The 21,883-nt window shown below is 64.6% G+C and carries 18 protein-coding genes and 1 pseudogene; 9 read left to right on the plus strand and 10 right to left on the minus strand.

The window, feature by feature from the left end:
- Positions 1–16 precede the first annotated feature (16 nt).
- Positions 17–1,606, minus strand: a complete 1,590-nt coding sequence (locus tag PSUB009319_RS01700; protein ID WP_124380519.1) for a PAS domain-containing methyl-accepting chemotaxis protein — start codon at positions 1,604–1,606, stop codon at positions 17–19.
- Positions 1,607–1,820: 214 nt separating this feature from the next.
- On the opposite strand from PSUB009319_RS01700, the gene PSUB009319_RS01705 reads away from it, so the two are divergent.
- A complete protein-coding gene (locus PSUB009319_RS01705; RefSeq protein ID WP_124380520.1) occupies positions 1,821–2,072 on the plus strand; it encodes a hypothetical protein in 252 nt (83 codons plus the stop codon).
- Positions 2,073–2,085: 13 nt separating this feature from the next.
- On the opposite strand, the gene PSUB009319_RS01710 is transcribed toward PSUB009319_RS01705, so the two are convergent.
- The 3 genes from PSUB009319_RS01710 to PSUB009319_RS01720 form a co-directional block, all read right to left on the minus strand.
- Positions 2,086–2,907 carry a siderophore-interacting protein gene (locus PSUB009319_RS01710; RefSeq protein WP_124380521.1) on the minus strand — a complete coding sequence of 274 codons (822 nt, stop codon included), beginning with the start codon at positions 2,905–2,907 and terminating at the stop codon, positions 2,086–2,088.
- Positions 2,908–2,985: 78 nt separating this feature from the next.
- Positions 2,986–3,654 carry a PadR family transcriptional regulator gene (locus tag PSUB009319_RS01715; RefSeq protein ID WP_124380697.1) on the minus strand — a complete coding sequence of 223 codons (669 nt, stop codon included), beginning with the start codon at positions 3,652–3,654 and terminating at the stop codon, positions 2,986–2,988.
- 107 nt (positions 3,655–3,761) lie between these two features.
- Positions 3,762–4,280, minus strand: coding sequence for a MarR family winged helix-turn-helix transcriptional regulator (locus PSUB009319_RS01720; RefSeq protein WP_124380522.1), 519 nt, complete (start codon positions 4,278–4,280; stop codon positions 3,762–3,764).
- A 77-nt stretch (positions 4,281–4,357) separates the two neighbouring features.
- Between PSUB009319_RS01720 and PSUB009319_RS01725 the strand changes: the two genes are divergently transcribed.
- The 3 genes from PSUB009319_RS01725 to PSUB009319_RS01735 are packed head-to-tail and all read left to right on the plus strand — an operon-like array spanning position 4,358 to position 5,939.
- Positions 4,358–4,855: a carboxymuconolactone decarboxylase family protein gene (locus PSUB009319_RS01725; protein WP_124380523.1), complete on the plus strand. Its 498-nt coding sequence runs from the start codon at positions 4,358–4,360 to the stop codon at positions 4,853–4,855.
- On the plus strand, positions 4,852–5,316 hold the full coding sequence (locus PSUB009319_RS01730; RefSeq protein WP_124380698.1) for a GNAT family N-acetyltransferase: 465 nt from the start codon (positions 4,852–4,854) through the stop codon (positions 5,314–5,316). Before PSUB009319_RS01725 ends, PSUB009319_RS01730 begins: the two co-directional genes overlap by 4 nt.
- Positions 5,313–5,939, plus strand: a complete 627-nt coding sequence (locus PSUB009319_RS01735) for an FMN-dependent NADH-azoreductase (protein ID WP_124380524.1) — start codon at positions 5,313–5,315, stop codon at positions 5,937–5,939. Before PSUB009319_RS01730 ends, PSUB009319_RS01735 begins: the two co-directional genes overlap by 4 nt.
- An 81-nt stretch (positions 5,940–6,020) precedes the next feature.
- On the opposite strand, the pseudogene PSUB009319_RS01740 reads toward PSUB009319_RS01735, so the two are convergent.
- The 3 genes and pseudogenes from PSUB009319_RS01740 to PSUB009319_RS01750 all read right to left on the minus strand — a co-directional run.
- Positions 6,021–6,254 (minus strand): annotated as a pseudogene (locus PSUB009319_RS01740) (pyroglutamyl-peptidase I); the annotation flags it as partial.
- 78 nt (positions 6,255–6,332) lie between these two features.
- The gene (locus PSUB009319_RS01745) at positions 6,333–6,752 is read right to left on the minus strand and encodes a MarR family winged helix-turn-helix transcriptional regulator (protein WP_124380525.1); all 420 of its coding nucleotides are present in this window, start codon (positions 6,750–6,752) and stop codon (positions 6,333–6,335) included.
- A 61-nt stretch (positions 6,753–6,813) separates the two neighbouring features.
- Positions 6,814–8,412, minus strand: coding sequence for a hypothetical protein (locus PSUB009319_RS01750; RefSeq protein WP_124380526.1), 1,599 nt, complete (start codon positions 8,410–8,412; stop codon positions 6,814–6,816).
- 191 nt (positions 8,413–8,603) lie between these two features.
- Here PSUB009319_RS01750 and blaOXA point away from each other — a divergent pair, with 191 nt between their 5' ends.
- Positions 8,604–9,419 carry an OXA-60 family carbapenem-hydrolyzing class D beta-lactamase gene (blaOXA, locus tag PSUB009319_RS01755; protein WP_124380527.1) on the plus strand — a complete coding sequence of 272 codons (816 nt, stop codon included), beginning with the start codon at positions 8,604–8,606 and terminating at the stop codon, positions 9,417–9,419.
- A 207-nt stretch (positions 9,420–9,626) separates the two neighbouring features.
- Positions 9,627–10,091: a hypothetical protein gene (locus PSUB009319_RS01760; protein ID WP_124380528.1), complete on the plus strand. Its 465-nt coding sequence runs from the start codon at positions 9,627–9,629 to the stop codon at positions 10,089–10,091.
- A 42-nt stretch (positions 10,092–10,133) separates the two neighbouring features.
- Here PSUB009319_RS01760 and PSUB009319_RS01765 read toward each other — a convergent pair whose 3' ends face one another.
- The gene (locus PSUB009319_RS01765) at positions 10,134–11,747 is read right to left on the minus strand and encodes a glucan biosynthesis protein (RefSeq protein WP_124380529.1); all 1,614 of its coding nucleotides are present in this window, start codon (positions 11,745–11,747) and stop codon (positions 10,134–10,136) included.
- Positions 11,748–11,949: 202 nt separating this feature from the next.
- Here PSUB009319_RS01765 and PSUB009319_RS01770 point away from each other — a divergent pair, with 202 nt between their 5' ends.
- Positions 11,950–13,095 (plus strand): serine hydrolase, encoded by a 1,146-nt coding sequence (locus PSUB009319_RS01770; RefSeq protein ID WP_124380530.1) that lies wholly within the window; start codon positions 11,950–11,952, stop codon positions 13,093–13,095.
- Between the two features lie 13 nt (positions 13,096–13,108).
- Here the strand turns inward: PSUB009319_RS01770 and PSUB009319_RS01775 are convergent, their stop codons facing one another.
- Both PSUB009319_RS01775 and PSUB009319_RS01780 read right to left on the minus strand, forming a co-directional pair.
- Positions 13,109–13,579, minus strand: a complete 471-nt coding sequence (locus PSUB009319_RS01775) for a DUF1854 domain-containing protein (protein WP_185453391.1) — start codon at positions 13,577–13,579, stop codon at positions 13,109–13,111.
- A 22-nt stretch (positions 13,580–13,601) separates the two neighbouring features.
- Positions 13,602–15,938, minus strand: coding sequence for an ABC transporter ATP-binding protein (locus PSUB009319_RS01780; RefSeq protein ID WP_124380532.1), 2,337 nt, complete (start codon positions 15,936–15,938; stop codon positions 13,602–13,604).
- A 292-nt stretch (positions 15,939–16,230) separates the two neighbouring features.
- Here PSUB009319_RS01780 and cphA (PSUB009319_RS01785) point away from each other — a divergent pair, with 292 nt between their 5' ends.
- Together cphA (PSUB009319_RS01785) and cphA (PSUB009319_RS01790) are read left to right on the plus strand one after the other, a co-directional pair.
- Positions 16,231–18,903, plus strand: coding sequence for a cyanophycin synthetase (gene cphA / locus PSUB009319_RS01785; protein WP_124380533.1), 2,673 nt, complete (start codon positions 16,231–16,233; stop codon positions 18,901–18,903).
- 40 nt (positions 18,904–18,943) lie between these two features.
- A complete protein-coding gene (gene cphA, locus PSUB009319_RS01790) occupies positions 18,944–21,511 on the plus strand; it encodes a cyanophycin synthetase (RefSeq protein ID WP_124380534.1) in 2,568 nt (855 codons plus the stop codon).
- Positions 21,512–21,883: the final 372 nt, after the last annotated feature.

Below are 21,883 nucleotides of genomic sequence, written 5' to 3' on the forward strand. Positions count from 1 at the left end.
TGCTGTCACGGCTGCGCTACGCGCGGAACACCGCGACGGCGCGCTTCAGATCTTCCGATTGGCGAGCCAGCACCGAGGTGGCCGCCGCGGCTTCTTCCACCAGCGTGGCGTTCTGCTGCGTTACCCCATCGAGCTGCGAAACCGACGCGTTGATCTGCGCAATGCCGCTGCTCTGCTCGCGCGAGCTGGCCGAGATTTCCGACATAAGCTGCGTGACGGTCTGCACCGATTGCACAATCTGCGTCATGGTGGCGCCGGCCTTGTTGACCAGGTCCACGCCATCGCGCACGGATTGATCTGACGCGCGGATGATCTCCTTGCTTTGCGCGGCAGCCTGCGCGCTGCGTTGCGCGAGGCTGCGCACCTCGCCGGCGACGACTGCAAAGCCACGGCCTTCCTCGCCCGCGCGGGCGGCCTCCACGGCGGCGTTGAGGGCCAGGATGTTGGTCTGGAACGCGATGCTCTCAATGGTGGCGATGATCTCCGTCACGCGTTGGCTGTCGGCGCGGATGGCGTCCATGGTGTGCACCACGCGTTGCACGACCTGGCCGCCGTCTACCGCGATGGTGGAGGCCTGTTCGGCGAGGATGCTGGCGGAGCGGGCATGCTCTGCGTTCTGCGCAACCATCGACGTCAGTTCTTCCATGCTTGATGCGGTTTCTTCCAATGCCGCGGCCTGCTGCTCCGTGCGCGCAGAGAGGTCATGATTGCCGGCGGAAATCTGCAGGGTGCTGTGTGCGACGCTGGTGGCGCCGTCCTGAATGTCGCGCACGATGGACGACAGGCTCGCGCGCATGGTGCCCATGGCGCGCATGACTTCTCCCAACTCGTCGCTGGAGCGGACTTCGACCGTGGTGGTCAGGTCGCCTGCCGCGAGGCGCGTAGCCAGCGTGCCGGCCTCTTCCAGCGGGCGGATGAGCGTGCGGGCGAGCAGCACACCCGACACCGTTGCCAACCCCGCGCAGCCTACGCCTGTGAGCCATAGCCAGTCGCGGCTGAACACCAGCCACGCTGCGCCGTGCAGGTCGGCCGCTTCCAGGGCGATGTGCGCCCACAGCGTGCCGATCAGGATCGCTGACGCAATCAGCGTTTGCAGTCCGATCACCTTGAAGCGAAGGCTGTCGCGGCGGAACAGGTTCCCCGCGCGACGCCAGCCCGTGCGCAGAATGCGGCCGGCGCGCACGGTGTATGACGTGTTGCCCTCGTTGATGGCTGTGTAGGCGCGTTGCGCGCGGGCAATCTGTGCAGGCGTGGCCATCGAGCGCACGGACGTATAGCCGATCACTGCGTTGTTCTGGAACACCGGCGTCACGTTGGCGAGCACCCAGTAGAAGCCACCGTCTTTTCGGCGGTTTTTGACAAGGCCGCGCCACGGCTTGCCGGCTTGCAGCGTGGCCCACAAATCGGCGAAGGCGGCTTCGGGCATGTCGGGGTGGCGCACGAGGTTGTGCGGCGCGCCCAGCAGCTCTTCGTGCGTATAGCCGCTGATGCGCACGAACGCCGGGTTGGCGAAGACGATGCGGCCTTTGAGGTCGGTGCGGGAGATGAGGTAGTCCGTCGGGTTGAGAGCGGTTTCAGCTTGAGTGACCGGCAGATTCTTGCGCATGGTGGTGCCGCGCTGAGTAGGCGCGGATAGACGGAAGAGGGGTAAGCGTGAAAAACACAGTGTCCTCTTTGCATCGGCAAGCTGGCAGCGGGCTAAAGGTGATGCGTGCGCCGCGAGTTGATCTGTATCAAGTCGCATGGCCCGCGCGGCTGGGCACGGCCGTTGCTAAGTTCCTCGCAGCGCGTCGTTCAGGCGCGGCAGATGGAGGAACGAGGTGCACAAGATCTGTGGAGACGTTGAGATCGTCCCGCGAGTGATTCCCGCCGGCGGGCGGGGTTGGGAAGCGCGCGTTGAGGTGGTGTTTCGCGACACCGGAGGGCAATCGTTGTCAGGCTCGCAACCGGTGCGTCCAGGATGCACGTTCGGCTCGCCGCGCGAAGCGATGGATGCGGCGCTCCTTCATGGGCAGCGCCTGCTGCTCGACTGGGTGCGGGGTGCCACGCCCAACGCGGACATCGCCACCTGAGGCGGCCCGAAGATCAGCGCGCCTCGGCTGCCTTGCGCTCCTCGCGCGTGAGTCCGGCCGTCCAGTAGCCCTTGGCGTCGATGGCGTCGTGCGGCACGGCCCACGCGCCCTCGAGCAGCGTGCGGACCTGCTTGAGCAATGACGCCTCGCCGGCCAGGAACACCTGCGGCGTGCCGGCGGGCACGGCTTGTGCGCTGAGTGCGCCGACCATCATCGCGCCAGCGCGGGCCGTATCGCTTTCTACCCAATGAATGCTGCGGCTGCGCGGGTGCGCGGCCAGCGCGCCTTCCAGCGGTAGTCGCGCGCGAACATCGCCGATGGCGATATAGGTAAGCACCTGCGCGTGCTCGGGCAGGGTCTCCAGAATTGCAAAGATGGCGGGCAGCGCGGTTTCATCGCCGATGAGCAGCGTCCACGGTGCCGCAGGGTCGGCGCGGAAGCCGCGCTTGGGGCCCGCAAATTCCACCTCGTCACCGGGTGCCGCGTTTTCCAGCCAGCGCGCAGCGGGGCCGTGCTCGGCGGCGGGTGTTTCGTCGTGCACGACGAAATCGATTTCGAGTTCATCACGCGCTGCGTGATAGCGGCGAATGGTGTAAGCGCGGCCCAGCGTGCGGCCAGTGCCTGCGCCATCGTGGGGAAACATCAGCTTGATAGCCGCGCCGGGCGGAGCGCCAGCCAGATCAGCGAGATCCGTGGCGGCCACGCCAGTAAAGACCACGCGACGCATGCGCGGTGACAGCGTATGGATGGCGCGCACACGCACGCGGCGTGTGGCGGGTTTGACAGAACTGAGCAGCTGCGACATGAGACCTTGTGTGCGATTGAAGGCAAACATTGATGGCTGCCGAATGGATCGAGGCGGTGGTCCGGGCGATGAAGCATCACCCGGCGCGGGCTGCATGGTGGTTGCCGCTTACCGCTCTCCAGTGATTTCCTTAAGGGCACGTAGCAGGATATCTGCCACGCGCTGCTGTTCTTCGCGCGAGGCGAAGCGTTTTTCCATGAGCGCGAATTTCAGGCGCCAGCGCGCGGTGCGCAGTGGGTCGTGCCCGGTATCGGTCCATTCGGCAGCGTTGTCGGTTTCGCGGTCGAAGGCCATGGCCTCGTTCATGCGCTTGACGCGTTCTCCCATGGCGCGCAGTTGCGCGAGGATGGCGTCGGCGCTGTTCTGGCGCTCGGCCAGCCACGTAACGCCCTCGGGGGTGATGCCGTAGCGCTTCTTGTTGCCCTCGGCAGTGACAGAGGCAAAACCGTGGTCTTCCAGGTACGACAGCGCCGGGTACACCATGCCGGGGCTCGGCGTGTAGAAGCCGAGCGAGTGCTCTTCCACCGCCTTGATCAGCTCATAGCCATGGCGCGGTGTGGCCTTGAGCAGCGCCAGCAGCACAAGTTGCAAGTCGGCCGAACTGAGCCGGCGGCCGCGCCATGGGCTACCGCCCTCGTCATCGCCTTCACCGTAGCCACCGGGGCCGCCAAAGCCGCCCATACCGCGCCCGAAACCGTGGCCGCCATGCCCATGGCGACCCATCAAGAAATGCTTTTCCATCCACATTTTGTGGTGGTGTCCAAACCATCCGCGCATCATGACTCTCCTGAAGAACATCATCAGATATATCGTAAGATACATCGGATGATAGTGGCGACGATTCAGAAGTCAAGGACGACAGCGGAAAAAAACTGAGGGACAGATCAGGAAGCGGGTTTGTCGCTGCCCAGTTTGGCAACGTGCACGAGCCAGCGCCGCACAACCTCTTCCTCTTCGGGCGTGAAGCCGTCGAGCAGATCCTGCTCGATGCCGCCGGAGCGTTTGCGGCAGGCGGCAAGCAGGGCCGCGCCTTCTGCGGTGACGTCGATGTGCTGGATGCGGCCGTGCACCGCGTGGGGCCTGCGCGTGATGGCGCCGCTGCGCTCCAGGTTGGTGACAATCACGCTCACGGTCTGCGGCGTCAGCATGGTCAGCCGGGCGAGATCGGCGTTCGAGATGCCGGGGTAGGCGCGGAGCATGGTTAGCACCAGGAACTGCGGCAGTGTGACGTCCACGTCGGCCATGGCGCGCTCCATGCGCAGCCGGTGGGCGGCGCTTGCCTGGCGCAACAGGTAGCCGAGATAGCCCTCCTCGCCGCGCTTGCCCTGGCCGGGCTCGGGGATGGCGGGTGAGGTGCGGGACGTGTCGTTTCTCTTTCCGGCGGCAGAAGCGCGCTTGCTCATAATGTAAGAGTTCGAATATGATGTTCGAGCACTGATATTACCACTCATCCAACCCGGACCCTCAACAGGAGCCAGACATGGAAGATCTCTCGCCTCGCATGGATTACCCGGAATTTGTCGAAACCGCTGGTGGCGTGTCGGCGGCGTTGCAGGCGCTCGGCAAGGCGGTAGATGCCTCCGGGCTGGAAAAGCCGCTGACTGAACTCGTCAAGCTGCGTGCCTCGCAAATCAACGGCTGCGCGTTCTGCGTGCAGTTCCACCTGAACCTGGCGCGCACGCTGCAAGTGGCGCCCGCCAAGCTGGATCTGGCGGCCGTCTGGCGCGACACGCCTGCCGTCTTCACCCCGCGCGAGCGCGCCGCACTGGCCTGGACGGAAGCGCTGACCACGCTGGCCCGCGCCGTTGGCCACGGTGTGGAAGATCACGAATACGACGCTGTGCGCAAACACTTCTCCAAGACGGAAGTTGCCTTTCTCACGGCGGCTGTCGCCAACATTCAGGCGTGGAATCGCATTGCCGTCGCGATGCGCTTTGCACCACAGGTGCCGGCCGCCCTGACCGCACAGGAGGCCTGACCATGGACGCCATCCGCCCCGTTGAAGACGAAGCTGCATTGCGTGCGTGCTTTTCTGTCATGCATCAACTGCGGCCACATCTGGTTGATGCCGACGAGTTGGTCGCGCGCTGGCGTCGGCAAGTCGAAGATGGTTATCGCCTGATTGCTGTCTGGCGAGATGGCGTGCCGGTTGCGCTGGCGGGCTACCGGCAGCAGGAGAACCTCGTCTACGGCCCTTTCCTGTATGTCGACGATCTGGTGACCGACGCAAGTCTGCGCAGCGGTGGTCTTGGCAACGTATTGATGGACCACCTCAAGGCCGAAGCCGAGCGCCTCGGCTGCGCGCGATTGGTGCTCGACACACCGTTGTCGAACGTGCTCGGCCATCGCTTCTACTATCGCAACGGGCTGCTCGCGGGCGCTCTGCGCTTTGGCATCAACACGGGCATGAACCTGAAGCAACAAGGGGCTGCCCGATGACAACACTGCTGCACGTGAGCGTGAGCCCGCGCGATGATCGCTCGCACAGCCGGCGCGGCGCGCAACTGGTAATCGCACAACTGGCGGAAGCCGCCGGTGGCCTGCGCATTGTCGAGCGCGACCTTGCAGCGACGCCGCTGCCGCATCCTGATGCCGGCTTTGTCGAGGCCAGCCTCATGCCCGACACCCACCGCACCGCGGCCCACCGCGCAGAGCTTGCGCTGTCAGAAACACTGATCGGAGAATTGGAAGCGGCGGATGCCGTGCTGATCTCCACCCCTGTGCACAACTACACGGTGCCTTCGGCGTTGAAGGCATGGATCGATCTGGTGGTGCGGCCGGAACGCACATTCAGCCGCACGCCTAAAGGCAAGGTGGGCATGTTGACCGATCGCTCGGTGCTGGTGGTGTCCGCCTCGGGCGGTAACTTTGATGGTGCCCACGCGCAGACAGATTTTCTGATGCCGTATCTGCGTTACGTGTTTGCCACGGTCGGTATTCACCAAGTGGAAGGCATCCGCTTGCAGAACACCGCGCGCGGCGCCGATTTCGCCAAGCAGGCGCTCGAAGGTTTCCGGCAGGAACTGGCTGCACGGATGTTGCTGATGCCGTTGGTGGCCTGACGCGCGTCACGCGTAAAGAAAACAGGCCGGTGCGTGGCCGGCCTGTTGTCACGCTAGCGGCATCTGCCGTTGCGCCCTTGGCGAAATCTCCGTTCGGCCCGTGGCAAGCCCGAGTGCGAATACCAGCGACGGTGACGTTTCCGTAATCGCTTCCACCAATGTCTCGTTAGCAACGCCGAATACGCACGGCAATTGCCGCGCCACGATGGTCGCTCCACCCACCTGCGTGCCATCGAGCGCCCGAGCGATGTCCCAGGACGGGTTGGTCGGATCGGATTCAAACGGCTCGATGCCTGTGATGAGAACGGTGGTCACGCTGGCGCTCCTTGGTCAAATGCGTAGGTATGCAACTATTTGATGAACAAAAAAGGCGGCAGAACCCGCCCGATTGCCTTATGTGTTCAGCGCACTGCGAACGTCGCGGATGGCCTGCACCGTATCGTCAAACACGCCAGTGCCGACATGCTCGCGCAAGCGCCGCGCCACTTTGGCACTGGCAGCCTGCAACGCGGCTTCCAATGCGAGCGCGGCGTCAGTGGGGAACAGATTCCATTCGCGGCCGTCTTCTGCAGAGGGCTGGCGTTCTACCAAGCTCTTGGCAATCAAGCCGTCGACCAGGCGCGTGGCGGTGGGCCGGGCAATGCCCAGCACCTCGGCCAGTTCGCGGTTGAGCACGCCGGGCCGCTTGAGTACCACGCGCAGCACAAAGCCTTGCGGCGGCGTTACGCCGAACGGCGCATACGCGGCCGCCCATTCGCGCTCGACGGTGCGCGCCAGTGCGGTAGTGTTGAAGTACAGGCAGTGCTCGAACATGTGCGGCAGTCTAGCGACGGATGGTTAGCGATGCAACGAATTTTTCCATCCGACGATGTGCTTAAGGTGCAGCTTCCGTCGTCTGCGTGATTTGCTTGAGCGCCTGGACGAAGTACGCACGATCGTGCGGCGCCAGGTCTTGCATGGCTTGCGAGAGGCGGTCCATCGTCGTGCGGGCGGTGACGTGATCGCCGTCTGCGTGGGAAAACCACGCCAGTTCCAGCAACAATCCGCTGACTTGGACGTGGCCGTAGCGGTGGCGGCCACTGTCGTGTTCGCGCAGGCGCAGCGCAGCCACGTCTGTCCAACGTTGCGGCCAGTAGCGCGCGTCAAAGGCCTCGGCAAACGGGCCGGCCTGCATACGGAGGTCGGCCAGTGTCATGACTGCGCGGCGGGTGTCGGCACGCGCAATCCGCATCAGCGCGACGGCATTCCACGCCGATTGCAGCGGCCCACCGTTACGCAGCGCTTGCCACTCGCTCATGGCCAGCCACCGCACAGCGTCGACGGTGCCATCGGCATGCACTGAGTTGCCGAGCACATCGCGCAGCAGCCAGCACGTCATGCCCAGGTTGGCGGCGACCTGCTGCACAGCGTCGGCGGCTTGGCTTTCCAGCGCGGCGGCCAGCGCGGTTTCGAATTGCGCGACGATGCGTTGTGCGGCTTGCGCACGCGCGTCCAATGCAATGCTGGCGGTCTCGGCGTAGAGCAGGCGCGCGCGCTCGATGAGTGCGCTCAAGTTGTTCCACTCGAAGCGGATCTGCGGGTGATAGCGCAGCAGACTGCGGCCGGGCTCGGCATCGGCCAAGCGGGCGAGCCGGCCGGCGGCGAGGTCGAGGTCGCGCCGGTCATACGCGCACCATGCTGTGACGATGTGCTCCATGGCGGCGAGGTAATCGTTGCCAAGCACATGGCGCTGCCGGCGGTGGGCGCGCAGTTGCGAGAGCAGGGCGCTGGCGCGCGTGGAATCCCCCAGGCGGCGCGCGGCCATGGCCTCGCCCAGGGTGACGAGGGCGCGCTGGAAGTCGTTGTCGGCGGCGTCACCGGCGTGGCGCAGTGCGAGCAGGGCGCCGCCGCGCTCGGTGTCGGATGCACTGGCGCCAGCGCCCAGCGCATGCAACAGCCGGCCTTCGCGCATGGCGTGGCGTGCGGTCAGAAAGGCGTGCCAGAACGCGGGGTTGGGCGTGCCTGGCACCGGGCCCGACAGTGCGCTGGCGTTTGCTTCTGCGATTGCTTCCGTGCTGCTTTCCGGCACAGCGATGCCGAGAAATGCGCGCACGTCGGCGTCATCGGCAATCCGGCCTTCAACCACACAGATCACGCGCGCTGCGTCTTCGGGCGTGAGCCAGAACGGGCCCTGGCTGCGTTTGTCTGCGTTGAGAAAGCGCGGCTCGCGCTCGCGCTGTTCGCCCCAGCCGGCCTGCACGCCCCAGTTCTGCCAGTCGCGAAAGGCGCGGCTGATCATCATGCGCTGCGTGCTGGCGTCCGACACGGCGCCGCGCAAGTCGGCCAGCCGCACCAGCGGTTGCTCCGGCGACAGCCGATGCGCATACGCCAGCCGCACCAGCAGCCACAGGCTCTGAAACGGCGCGCGCCGGCCATCCACGGTTTGCGGGGTGGTCAGCTCGACATGGAGGGCGGGCAGGGTGGACGGCGTCATGCAAACAATCAGGCGAGGCCAAACGTGGCGCCATTGTGCGCCAAGCCGATTGTTACAGGCGTTACGCCCGTGACATGCGGCATGCCATGCGCGCTGGCAGCGGCGCCGCGCGCTCCCTACGATGCGCAGCGCCGGCGCATCTCAACCCCGACGGTTGCCGGCCGTCATCCACCCCAATCAAGGAGCCCTTCATGTTTTCTCATTGGTCGAAGACCTTTGCGTTCGCGCTCATGGCCTGCACCGTGGCGATGAGCACCGTCCCCGCCCACGCCGAGCTGGTTGTGCGAAACGATCTCAAGCGCGTGTTCGACGCCGCTGGTGTCAGCGGCACCTTCGTGCTGATGGATATCAGCGCCGACCGCACCTATGTCGTCGACCCGGGGCGCGCTGCGCGGCGCATCCACCCTGCATCCACGTTCAAGATTCCGAACAGCCTGATCGCCTTCGATACGGGTGCCGTGCGCGACGATAACGAGGTGTTGCCATACGGCGGCAAGCCGCAGCCCTACAAGCAGTGGGAACACGACATGGCGTTGCCCGAGGCGATCCGCCTGTCGGCTGTGCCGATCTATCAGGAAGTTGCGCGCCGCGTGGGTGCCGAGCGCATGCAGGCCTACGTGGACGCATTCGACTACGGCAACCGCCAGCTTGGCCGCGTGATCGACCAGTTCTGGCTGCGTGGCCCGCTGGAGATCTCCGCATTCGAAGAGGCGCGCTTCACCAGCCGCCTCGCGCTCAAGCAACTGCCGGTGAAGCCGCGCACGTGGGACATGGTCCACCGCATGTTGTTGATCGAGCAGCAGGGCGATGCCGCGCTGTATGCCAAGACAGGTGTTGCGACGGAATACCAGCCTGAGATCGGTTGGTGGGTCGGCTGGGTGGAGCGTGCCGGGCGTGTGTATGCCTTCGCACTGAACATCGACATGCCGCGTGAAGGCGATATGGCCAAGCGCATTCCGCTGGGCAAGCAGTTGATGCAAGCGCTGGCGGTGTGGCCGACGCCCTGAACCTTAAAGGGTTGCACGCGGGGTATTCCGATTTTCAATCAGGAATACCCGGAGGTTCGGCTCAGAATTAAGTTGTAGGACTATTGTTTCTGCAAACAATTGTTGCGTAAGGCCGCTACAAAATGGTCAGTAAAAAACGTCAAGCGAGGTCGTTCGCACACGACTGAATACCGTGAAAGGCCCGAGGGTCGGGTACAGGGGGCTGTTATGCGCACGCGTTATACGAAGGGAATTGTTGCGGTGGTGGCGGCCGTTGGCGCTACCGGAGCGCTAGCGGCGGGAAGCCAGACCAGTGGCACCATCCAATTTACTGGCACCGTTCTGGGTGCCGGATACAGCGTGACGGCAGCACCGCGTGCGGCAGGTGCGGCAGGTGCCGCAAGTGCGACCAACGGGTTGGAGACACACGCGGCCGCATCCGGTGGACAAGTGGTTGTGGATTTCAGCACGCTCGCAGCGCGCCCAGTACCGGCGGTGGTATCGGTGGCGGCACGCACTAAAGCTTCGCCGACGTGGCAGCGCGTAGGAGCAGCCCGCAACGAAACCGGCGTCCGGGCCCAATACGTTGGCTTCAAAGGCAACGTACTTGCCGGCAAAAACGGCACACTCACGCTATCGAGTGCGCTATCGGCGCAACCCGTGCTGGTCGTGATTATGGTCGCATATCGATAGGCGAGGATTTTTCCTCGCCTTTTTTATTGGCGGCGCGGGGGCTTACGCAGCCACCGGCCCGACCGGCGATTGGAATGGGTGGTACTGATACAGCCATGTCTCCGACAACGGCTTGCCATCCACCCGCAGGAACAGCCGCATGTCCACCGGCTCCTTGCCGTCGACCGTCAGATCAAACTGCGCACGCCAGTGGCCCGGCACGCCGTTGGGCACCGCTTCGGTAAATACGTACGAGAACGTGCCGCGCGAGCTGCTCAGCACCGCCTCAGGTTTCGTGCCGAAGGGGAGCTTCTCCAGCGGGCCGCCCTTGAACTCCACCATGAACTTGCGCACGCCATGCGGACGGGGCTGGCCCGGTTGGCCACCGTTGCCCATGCGCGTGGCTATGCAGCGCGCCAGTTGCGTCGGATACGGTTCATCGGCCAGCCAGTGCAGGCGATAGCGCAGGCGGTACTGGCTGCCTGCGCGCGCCGGTGCCTTCGGCACCCACATGGCGACGACGTTGTCGTGGATCTCGTCGTCGGTCGGGATCTCGATGAGCTGCACGGCACCTTCGCCCCAGCCCTCCAGCGGCTCGACCCACAGGCTCGGGCGGCGCTCGTAATGCACACCGTCCTGGTAGTTGTTGAAATCACGATCGCGCTGCAGCAGGCCGAAGCCGCGCGGGTTGTTGTCGCCAAAGGCCGAAGCCATCGTGCGCGGCGGATCATTCAGCGGGCGCCAGATGCGCTCGCCGCTGCCCGTCCATAGGGCGAGGCCATCGGAGTCGTGCACCTCGGGGCGCCAGTCGGTGGCGGTGCCCTTGGCGGTTTCCGAAAACCAATACATCGACGTGGCCGGGGCGATGCCGAAGCGGTCGATGTCGCGGCGCAAAAAGATCGCCGTGTCGATGTCCATTACCACACCCTTCGTGCGGTGCATGACGAAGCGGTACGCGCCCGTGATGCTCGGGCCGTCGAGCAGCGTGTAGATCGTCACGGAATCGGCGCGGTTGTCGGCCGGTGTGTCGAACCACACGTGCGTGAAGTTGGGGAATTCTTCCGGCTTGCCGGCCTGCGCCACATCCAGCGCAATGCCGCGGGCCGAGAGGCCGTACTGATACAGCTCGCCGATGGCGCGGAAGTACGACGCGCCCAGGAAGGCAACCCAATCATTCTTCTTCCAGTCGAGCTTCTTCTGGTCGCCCAGACGGCTTTCCTGGAAGCGAAAGCCAGAGAAACCGCTGCCTCGCGGCAGCTTGCGTGCGGGGCTGTCGGCGGGCATGTCGAAGTACGACTCGTCGTAGACGATCTCGCGCGCGGCGCCTTTCTCCAAGACATGCATGCGCACCGGCGCGCGGAAGAACGTGCCCAGGTGGAAGAACGTCACTGGAAACTGGCCGGGGCCGTCGGCAAACAGCGCATGGGCGGTGTCGAACTTGATCTTGCCGTGCGCCTCGTAATCGATCTTGGCGAGGATGTCGGCCGGCGCGGTGGCCGGCGGCGTGTACGGCTTGCCGGCCATTGTGCGGGCGCGCTCGATCAGTGCATCGAAAGAAAACGGCGCAGCATCGCCCAGCCTGACGCGATTGGCTGCCAGCGCTTCAGGCGTGATGCCGAGCGCCGCCAGTGTGGCGGTCACGGATGCGGAGGCAAGAAGGGTTCGACGTGTGACCATAGGTGCCTGTGATGTGTCTGAAGAATAAGAACAGTCCGACATGGTAACGCGGGCGGGGGTTCCGAAGCGGGCTCCGGACTCCTCCGGATAGCTGATCCATTGCCATCCGGGCGCCGAAAACCGCCGTTCGTCGCAAGCGGTTTGAGCGCCACAGTGCTGGCAACCATACTTCACCTCAAATCGAATCGGGGAGGCGGAGACGATGCGGCGACTTCATAACATGGGCATCGCTTTCGTACTGGCGTGTGAGGCGCACAACGCGCTCGCCGCACCGTGTGACGTCCCGGTTCAATTGAACGACGGCTGGCAGATCGAAGCCAGCCCGAGCACCGCTGGCTTCGACACCGACCGCCTCTGCGCTGTCCTGCGCAACCTTGCCGATGGCGATATCAACTTCCACAGCCTGCTCGTCGTGCGCCACGGCCGACTGGTGGCCGAGGTCTACCGGCCCGGCAAGGACGAGCGCATCAAAGATCTGTTCCGCACGACGAGAACCTTCGGCCCGACCGCCGTGCACGACGTCCGATCGATCAGCAAATCGGTGACGAGCCTGTTGTGGGGCATTGCGCAGGCGCAGGGCAAGATGCCGCCGCTTGATACGCCCGCGTTGTCGCTGTTTCCGGATCTGGCGGATCTCAACGGACAAGGGCGCGAGGCGATCACGCTGGCGCAGATGTTTTCCATGTCGAGCGGCCTGGCCTGGAACGAATGGAAGTCGACCGGCTTGCTGGACAACGACGAATTTGGCCTGATCTGGCGCAGCGCGCAGGTGCACTACGTGTTCGATCGGCCCATGGCAGCGCCGGCTGGTGCGCAGTTCAATTACAGCGGCGGCAATACGGCGGTATTGGCGCAGTTGCTGGTGGCGCGTGCAGGCGTGTCGCTGCCCGAGTACGCACGCAAGCAACTCTTTGAACCGCTGGGCATTTCTGACTGGGAGTGGGTGGACGATTTTCGTGGCCGCCCGATGGCGCATGCGGGGCTGCGGCTACGGCCGCGCGATCTTGCCCGCATTGGGCAGCTCGTATTGCAGCACGGCGAGTGGCAGGGCCGCCAGATCGTGCCCGCCGCGTGGATTGCGGAATCGACGCAGCCGCGCATCGACACCGGTATCGAACCCGGCTTGCAGTACGGCTACCAATGGTGGCTTGGCAAGGTGCAAGCGGCCGGCAGCGAGCAAGCGTGGGTGGGCGGTATCGGCCGGGGCGGGCAGCGCCTCTGGATCGTGCCGGGGCTGGATATGGTGGTGGTTGCCACCGCCGGCGATTACAACCAGCGAGCCATCTGGACGCAGGCCGCGACGTTGTTTCAGCAGGTGATGGCGACGGCGCAGCCCGCCCCCAAGTGACGGGCCGCGTGGTTCAGAGGAACCGGTCGAGAATCTTGCGGCTGGGTTTGTCCAGCGCAAATTGATCGCGAATCAGGTAATGGATGCCGTGGCTGTCTGAGATCAGCAGCGTGTTGCCGGTCAGGCGGCGGATGTCTTCTTCGCCGCGCAGCACGAGGTCCGTCTGGCCGCGGTCGGTCTGTACGGTCCATGTGCTGGGCGTGGCGTAGGTCGATACGCCAACGATCTTGCGGATCTCGGGCATGAATTCGCGTGCGCCGAGTTCGGCTTCGATCAGCGCGCGCATGGGCGCGGGCAGCGCATTCGGCTGTGCGATCCATGCCAGCTCGCGGCCATCGGTGCTCATCAGGCTCAGGCCCTCGCTGGCAGCGGAAATCGGAAACGCGCGCACGGCCACCACACCTTCATGTGCGGTGCCGTCGGCCAGGGTCATGACAAGCTTGCCCAAGCCGTTGCGGCTCAGGGTGAAATCGGGCGTTTGCATCGCAGTCATTTCAATTAGGGAATTACTGCGCCGAATGCGCCGAATGCGCCGGATCGGCTGGCGCGGCGGCGTCCACGCGTTCGCCGTCGCTGGTCAAATCGGTGTCGGCATCAACATTGCGGGCCTGCGCCTGATAGAGCTTGTAGTACGCGCCTTCGCGCGCGAGCAGCTCGTCGTGGTTGCCAACTTCAACGATCTGGCCCCGGTCCATGACGACCAGACGATCCGCCTTGCGCAGCGTCGACAAACGGTGCGCGATGGCGATGGTCGTGCGGCCCTGGACCAGGTTGTCGAGCGCCTTCTGAATTTCTTTTTCGGTGGTCGTATCCACCGACGACGTGGCCTCGTCCATGATCAGAATGCGGGGGTTGATGAGCAGCGCGCGCGCAATTGAAATGCGCTGGCGCTCGCCGCCCGACAGCGCCTGGCCGCGCTCGCCCACCAGCGAGTCATAGCCGTGCGGCAGGCGCAGGATGAACTCGTGCGCGTGGGCGGCACGCGCCGCGGCGACGATTTCCTCGCGCGTGGCGCCGGGTTTGCCGTAGGCGATGTTGTCTGCAATCGTGCCGAAGAACAGGAACGGCTCCTGCAGCACGAGGCCGATGTTGCGGCGGAATTCCGACACGGGCAGCGAGCGGATATCGACGCCGTCCACGCGGATCGCGCCTTCCGACACATCGTAGAAGCGGCAGATCAGGTTCACGAGCGTGCTTTTGCCCGATCCGCTGTGGCCCACCAGCCCGATCATCTCGCCCGGCCGGATCGACAGGTTCAGGCCGCGGATCACAGCACGATTGCCGTAGCGGAAGCCCAGGTCACGCAGCTCGATCGCGCCGTTCACCTTCTCGATATGTACGGGCTTGGCCGGTTCCGGCACGCTCGACACGTGGTCGAGAATGTCGAAGATACGCTTGGCGCCGGCTGCCGCCTTCTGCGTGACGGACACGATCCGGCTCATTGAGTCCAGGCGCGTGTAGAAGCGGCTGATATAGGTCAGGAACGCCACCAGAACGCCCACGGTGATGGCGTCGTGCGTGACCTGCCAGATCCCGAAGATCCAGACCACCAGCAGCCCGATTTCGGTCAGCAGCGTCACCGTCGGCGTGAACATCGACCACACCGCGTTGACACGGTCGTTGATGGCGAGGTTGTGCCGGTTGGCCTCGGTAAAGCGCATCACTTCGCGCTTTTCCTGGGCGAATGCTTTGACCACACGGATGCCCGGGATCGTATCGGCCAGCACGTTGGTGATTTCCGACCAGATCCGGTCGATCTTCTCGAAGCCGTGGCGCAGCCGGTCGCGCACCAGATGGATCATCCACGCGATGAACGGCAGCGGCACCAGCGTGACGAGCGCCAGCCACGGGTTGATCGAGACCAGAATGATTGCCGTCATTGCGATCATCAGCACGTCGGTGGCGAAATCGAGCAGGTGCAACGACAGGAATACGCTGATCCGGTCGCTCTCAGAGCCGATGCGCGCCATCAGGTCGCCCGTGCGCTTGCCGCCGAAGTATTCGAGCGACAGCTTGAGCAGGTGATCATAGGTTGTCGTGCGCAGGTCGGCGCTGATGCGCTCGGACACGCGCGCTAGCAGGTAGGTGCGCGCCCAGCCCAGCACCCATGCCACCAACGCGGCGCCAAACAGGCCGGACAGGTAGAGCGTGACCAGGTGGTAGTCGACAGGTTGGCCGTTCTGGTATGGGATCAGCACCTTGTCCATCAAGGGCATCGTCAGATACGGCGGCACCAGGGTGGCGGCCGTGCCGATCAACAGCAGGGCGAAACCGGCCAGTAATTCCCACTGATACGGCCGGGCGAAGCGCCACAGGCGCAGCAGCGCCCAGGTGGAAGGGGGCTGTTCCAGCTCGCGGCTGCATTGCGGGCACGTGTCTTCGCCGGGTGGCAGCGGTGCCTTGCAGGTTGGGCAGACATCCGTGTCGGCTTGGGCGGGTTGGGTGCCTGCGGTCAGCGCGTTGCGGTGGGCGTCGAACATGTCGGCCAACCGCAGGGCGTTGGTGTTATGGCCCAGCGTGTAGCGCCAGCTCGCCAACCGGCGCTGGCCGTCGGACAGCTCCAGCGTGCCAACACCGGCGTGGTCGCTGTGGGCGAGCGTCATGCCGGGGGTGATGTCCCAGCTTTGCAAGTCCTTTTCACCAGGGGCCTGCCCGATCAGGCGACAGTTCGTAACAACCAGCCAGCCTTGGGTAAAATGCAGCCTTGCGTCCAAATCCAGCTGCAGCCCGGCCAGGACGGTTTCTTCTGGAGCGAGGCTTGAGCCGAGCGCGACACTCCAGGGTTCCTGAGCGCGGGCGATGGCACGAATGGATGATGCGGACGATGGGGAGAGCTGGGTCATCAATGGCGCAAAGAATTCAAAAAGCGCGTCCAAATGGCCCCAAAAACAGCCCAAAACGGGAAAAGGACGAACATAAATCAGGGCAAGAGTGCGGCGTCGCGTGTGTTGCGGCCTGCAAATTTTGCTCGCAAGTATACATAGCCACGCGAGCCAGGCGTTTTGTGCGCTGCACAATGCACTTCGGGCTCAAGACGTCAACGCCGACGCCGTTGTAACGTTATTGAAAGGTAACGGTTCGATTTCACGGGCCGACTTCACGCGTACATCGCCCCCTGCTTTCCAAGCAAATTCCATGAAGAAGAAGGACATTGAGATTCTCGATGTCATGTCGCTGCGCGGCCCGAATATGTGGACATATCGGCCAGTGCTGGAGGCATGGGTCGACATTGGTGAACTGGAAGACTTTCCTTCCAACACGATTCCGGGGTTTTACGAGCGCCTGTCGACCTGGCTGCCGACGCTGATCGAGCACCGTTGCAGCCCTGGTGTGCGCGGCGGCTTCCTGATGCGCTTGAAGGAAGGCACCTGGCCCGGTCATATCCTGGAACACGTCACCCTGGAGCTGCAGAACCTGGCCGGCATGCCGGGCGGTTTCGGCAAGGCACGCGAGACGCCGGTGCGCGGCGTCTACAAGGTGATCGTCCGTGCCTGGCATGAAGACGTGACCCGCGCCGCCCTGCTGGCTGCGCGTGATCTGGTCATGGCGGCCATTGAAGACCGCCCGTACGACGTGGATGCGGCCGTCGAAACGCTGCGGGATCTGGTGGACGACCACTGCCTCGGCCCCAGCACCGCCTGCATCGTCGATGCGGCGGATGATCGCAATATCCCGTCGATCCGCCTGTCGGACGGCAACCTCGTGCAGCTCGGTTACGGCGCACGCCAGCGTCGCATCTGGACGGCCGAGACCGACCGCACCAGCGCCATTGCCGAATCGATCTCGCGCGACAAGGACCTGACCAAGAGCCTGCTGCAATCGTGCGGCGTGCCGGTGCCCGAAGGCCGCATGGTCGACAGCGCCGAAGACGCCTGGGACGCGGCTGAGGACATCGGCGTGCCCGTGGTGGTCAAGCCGTACGACGGCAACCACGGCCGTGGCGTGTTCACGAACCTGATGACGCGCGAAGAGGTGGAAACCGCTTACGCCGTGGCCATCGAGGAAGGCAACGGCGTGATCGTCGAGCGCTTTATCTCCGGCAACGAACACCGCCTGTTGGTGGTCGGTGGCCGTGTGGCAGCGGCGGCGATGGGCGAAACCGCGTCGGTGGTCGGTGATGGCACCTCGACCATCGAAGAGCTGATTGCCTCGCAGATCAACTCCGACCCGCGCCGCGGCAACACAGAAGAACATCCGCTGAACTGCGTGCGTCTGGATTCTGCCGCGCGTCTGGAACTCAAGCGCCAGGGTTATGCCGATGGCAGTGCCGTGCCGCCTGCGGGCCGCAACGTGCTGATCCAGCGCAACGGCAACGTCGCCTTTGACGTGACCGATCGCGTGCACCCGAGCGTGGCTGCCCATGCGGCGCTGGCCGCACGGGTGGTGGGGCTCGATATTGCAGGCGTGGATCTGGTGGCCGATGACATCTCGCGCCCGCTGGACGCGCAGCGCGGTGCCATTGTGGAAGTCAACGCGGGGCCGGGTTTGCTGATGCATATCCGCCCGGCAGAAGGCGAGGCGCGCCCGGTGGGCCGCGCGATTGTCGATCACCTGTTCTCCCACAAAGACGGCACGCAGGACGACGGCCGCATCCCCATCGTCGGCATTACAGGCACCAACGGCAAGACGGTCGTCGCCAAGCTGGTTGCGCAATTGCTGCAACTGTCGGGCAAGCACACCGGCCTGGGCTGCAGCGATGGCCTGTATCTGGACCGCCGCCAGGTGGAGACGGGCAACAACCGGGGCGGCCACGGCGATCGCGCTGCGTGGGACGCCTGCCACCGCATCCTGATGAACCGTGCGGTGGAAGCCGCCGTGTTCGAGAGCGACAGCGGCATGATCCTCTCCCAGGGGTTGCCGTACGACCGCTGCCAGGTTGGCGTGGTCACCAACTTCGGCAAGCCTGACCACTTGGGCGACTTCTACGTCGAAGACGAAGACCGCATGGCCAGCGTCCTGCGTACGCAGATTGACGTGGTGCTGAAAAGCGGCGTGGGCGTGCTTAACGCCGCCGATGCGCGTCTGGTCGACATGGCCGAGCTGTGCGACGGCGACGTGATCTTCTTCGCGTTGTCAGGCGATCTGCCGGCCATCATCACGCACCGCGCTCAGGGCAAGCGGGCCGTGTTCGTGCGCGACGGCAAGGTGGTGCTCGCCACCGGCCCGACCGAGTTGGCGCTGGCTGATGTGTCGGCCATTCCGCTGACCTACGCCGGCCGGGTGCCATTCCAGCTTGAGAACGTGCTGGCTGCTGTGGCCACCGGCTGGGCGCTGGGTATTTCAAATGATCTGATGCGCGCCGGCATCGTCACGTTTGACGTGGGCCAGGTGGATGTGCCCGGCCGCTTTACGCTGTTCCAGTACAACGGCGCCACGATCGTGGTGGACGACGCGCACAACGCGTTGGCGCTGGAAGCCTTGGCTGCTGCGCTGGACAACTTCCCGGCCCAGCGCCGCTCAATCGTGTTCGGTGCCGGCCTGCAACGCCGCGATGAAGATCTGGTGGCGCAAGCCTCGGTCATCGGACGGACGTTCGATCGCGTGCTGTTGTGCGAAGACGCCAGCGTCAAACGCACCGATGCCCACTTCGAATCTCAAGCACGCGCGCTGCTCAAGCAAGGGCTGCAGGCAGGCGGGCGCGTGGCTGAGGTCGTTGTCGACGGAGGCAAGCGCCGGGATGCCGTAGATACGGCACTGTCGCAGCTCACGGCAGGCGACTTGCTGGTCCTGCAATGCGACGAGTGCGCGATCGAGGGCACCGTCGAGCAAGTACACCAGTGGATGGGCCGCGCGGAACACCGGGCCTGAGTCAGAAAGAACGCCCAAAGCACAACGGAAAGCTGATTGCATGGAAGTCTCTCGTATCCGGGCCTTGCGTGGCCCGAATCTCTGGTGTCGCCACACGGCCATTGAGGCCATCGTGGCCTGCTCGGATCAATCGCTCCTGCTGGCCGAACTGCCGGGCTTTGAAGACCGCCTGCGCGCGCGTTTTCCGGCCATCGGGCCGCTGCGGCCGGATGACGAAGCCAGCGCGCCGTCGATGGCGCACGCGCTGGAAGCCGCAGCGCTTGGCCTGCAGGCCGCCGCCGGTTGCCCAGTCACGTTCGGCCATACCGAGCCCACGCTCGAACCCGGCACGTACCAGGTGGTGGTCGAATACAGCGAAGAGGAGGTGGGGCGGCTGGCGTTCGAGCTGGCCGGCCAACTCTGCCTGGCCGCGCGCGACGACCAGCCGTTCGATCTTGATGAGGCGTTGCATCGGCTGCGCGATCTCGATGAAGACGTGCGCCTGGGCCCGAGCACCGGTTCCATCGTCTACGCCGCTGTGGCGCGCGGCATTCCATACCGCCGGCTGACGCAGGGCTCGATGGTGCAGTTCGGCTGGGGCAGCAAGCAGCGCCGCATTCAGGCGGCCGAGACCGACATGACCAGCGCGGTGGCCGAGTCCATCGCGCAGGACAAGGACCTGACGAAGACCCTGCTGCACGCGGCCGGTGTGCCGGTGCCGCTGGGCCGCTCCGTCACCAGCGCAGAACAAGCGTGGGAAGCCGCGCAGGAGATCCACGGCCCGGTCGTGGTCAAGCCGCGCGACGGCAACCAGGGCAAGGGCGTGGCGGTGCGCATCCGCACGCGCGAAGAAGTGATGACGGCCTACGAAGTGGCGGCCGACATTTCGTCCGACGTGATCGTCGAGCGCTACATTCCTGGCCATGATTTCCGCCTGCTCGTGGTGGGCAAGCATCTGGTGGCGGCCGCGCGCCGCGACCCGCCGCAAGTCATCGGCGACGGCAAGCACACGGTGCGCGAGCTGGTTGAAGAAGTGAACCGCGACCCGCGCCGGGGCGTTGGACATGCCACGTCGCTCACGAAAATCCGCTTTGACGATATTGCGCTGGCCACGCTTGCCAAGCAGGGCCTGAGCGCCGACGCGGTGCCGCCCAAAGGCACGCGCGTGGTGTTGCGCAACAACGCAAACCTTTCCACCGGCGGCACCGCCACCGACGTGACCGACGACGTCCACCCCGCCATTGCCGCGCGCGCCGTGGCGGCCGCGCAGATGGTCGGGCTCGACATCTGCGGTGTGGATGCGGTGTGCGAAACGATGCTCAAGCCGTTCGAGGAGCAAGCCGGCGGCATTGTGGAAGTCAACGCCGCGCCGGGCCTGCGCATGCACCTGCAGCCGTCTTACGGCAAGGGCCGTGCCGTGGGCGAAGCCATCGTCTCGACAATGTTTGCCGATGGCGACGATGGCCGCATTCCTGTGGTGGCGGTTTCCGGCACCAACGGCAAGACGACGACGGTGCGCCTGATCACCCATCTGCTGGCCACCAGTGGCCTGCGCATGGGCATGACCGGCACCGATGGTGTGTACATCCAGGGCCAGCGCATTGACACCGGCGATTGCAGCGGCCCGCGCAGCGCGCGCAATGTGCTGCTGCATCCGGACGTGGACGCCGCCGTGTTTGAAACCGCGCGCGGCGGCCTGCTGCGCGAAGGCCTGGCCTTCGACCGCTGCGATGTGGCTGTGGTCACCAACGTGGGCGAAGGCGACCACCTGGGCCTGAACTACATCAGCACGGTCGAAGATCTGGCCGTGCTCAAGAGCGTGATCGTGCAGAACGTGGCGCCGAAGGGCATGGCGGTGCTGAACGCCGCCGACCCGATGGTTGCGCGCATGGCCGATGCCTGCCCCGGTTCGATCACGTTCTTCGCACACGATGTGGGCTTGCCAACCATGGCGCTGCATCGCGCGCAGGGCAAGCGTGTGGTGTTTGTCGACAGCGCAGAGATTGTGGCGACCGAAGGTGCCAACGAAACGCGCATCGCGCTGGCCGATATTCCGCTCACACGCAACGGCACCATCGGCTTCCAGGTCGAGAATGCAATGTCGTCGATTGCCGCCGCGTGGGCGCTTGGCATCGACTGGGCGGTAATCCGTCGCGGGCTGGCTACGTTTGTGAACGATGCTGCAACGGCGCCGGGCCGCTTCAACCTGTTCGACTACAAGGGCGCCACGCTCATCGCCGACTACGGCCACAACCCGGATGCCATCCAGGCGCTGTGCAACGCCGTGGCGACCATGCCGGCACAGCGCCGCATGGTGGTGATCAGCGGTGCGGGCGACCGCCGTGATGAGGACATCCGCAAGCAGACGCAGATTCTTGGCGACGTGTTTGATGACGTGGTGCTGTACGAAGACCAGTGCCAGCGTGGGCGTGAAGATGGTGAAGTGCTGGCGCTGCTGCGGGAGGGGTTGCAGGGCGCTCAGCGGACCAGTCGCATTGAAGAAATCCGCGGAGAGTTTCTTGCCATCGATACGGCGTTGGGGCGGTTGCAGTCTGGTGATCTTTGCCTGATTTTGATCGATCAGGTGGAAGAGGCGCTGGAGCATATTGCCAAGCGGGTGGCTGAGTAAATTGAAGCCCCGGTGGATGGGGTTCGCCGGGGTTGGTTTTTTGTGGTTCATCCTTGTTTCGTTCCCTGCCGGGACCGACGAAAGGCGCGCCCGGGATGGCGACTTCCCCTTGAATTTGTGTGAGCGTGCGGGGAAGGAGGCAAACTCGCTGCGCTCAGACAAGCCTCCTTCCTTGATCCGCCCGCTCACAAAAATTCAAGGCGCCATCAAGGGCTTAATGTCAAAAGAAAAGGCCAACCCATCGCGCGGTTGGCCTTTGTCGTTTTGGCTGGCGCCCCGGTGGTCTGGCCGTTGCTTTGCTTTTGACTTTCCCTGCCCTATGCGGCGCCTTGAATTTCTGTTGCAAGGAGGAAAAAGGAAGGGAAACTGTTT

The organism is Ralstonia sp. SET104 (assembly GCF_003851545.1).
Lineage (GTDB): Bacteria > Pseudomonadota > Gammaproteobacteria > Burkholderiales > Burkholderiaceae > Ralstonia.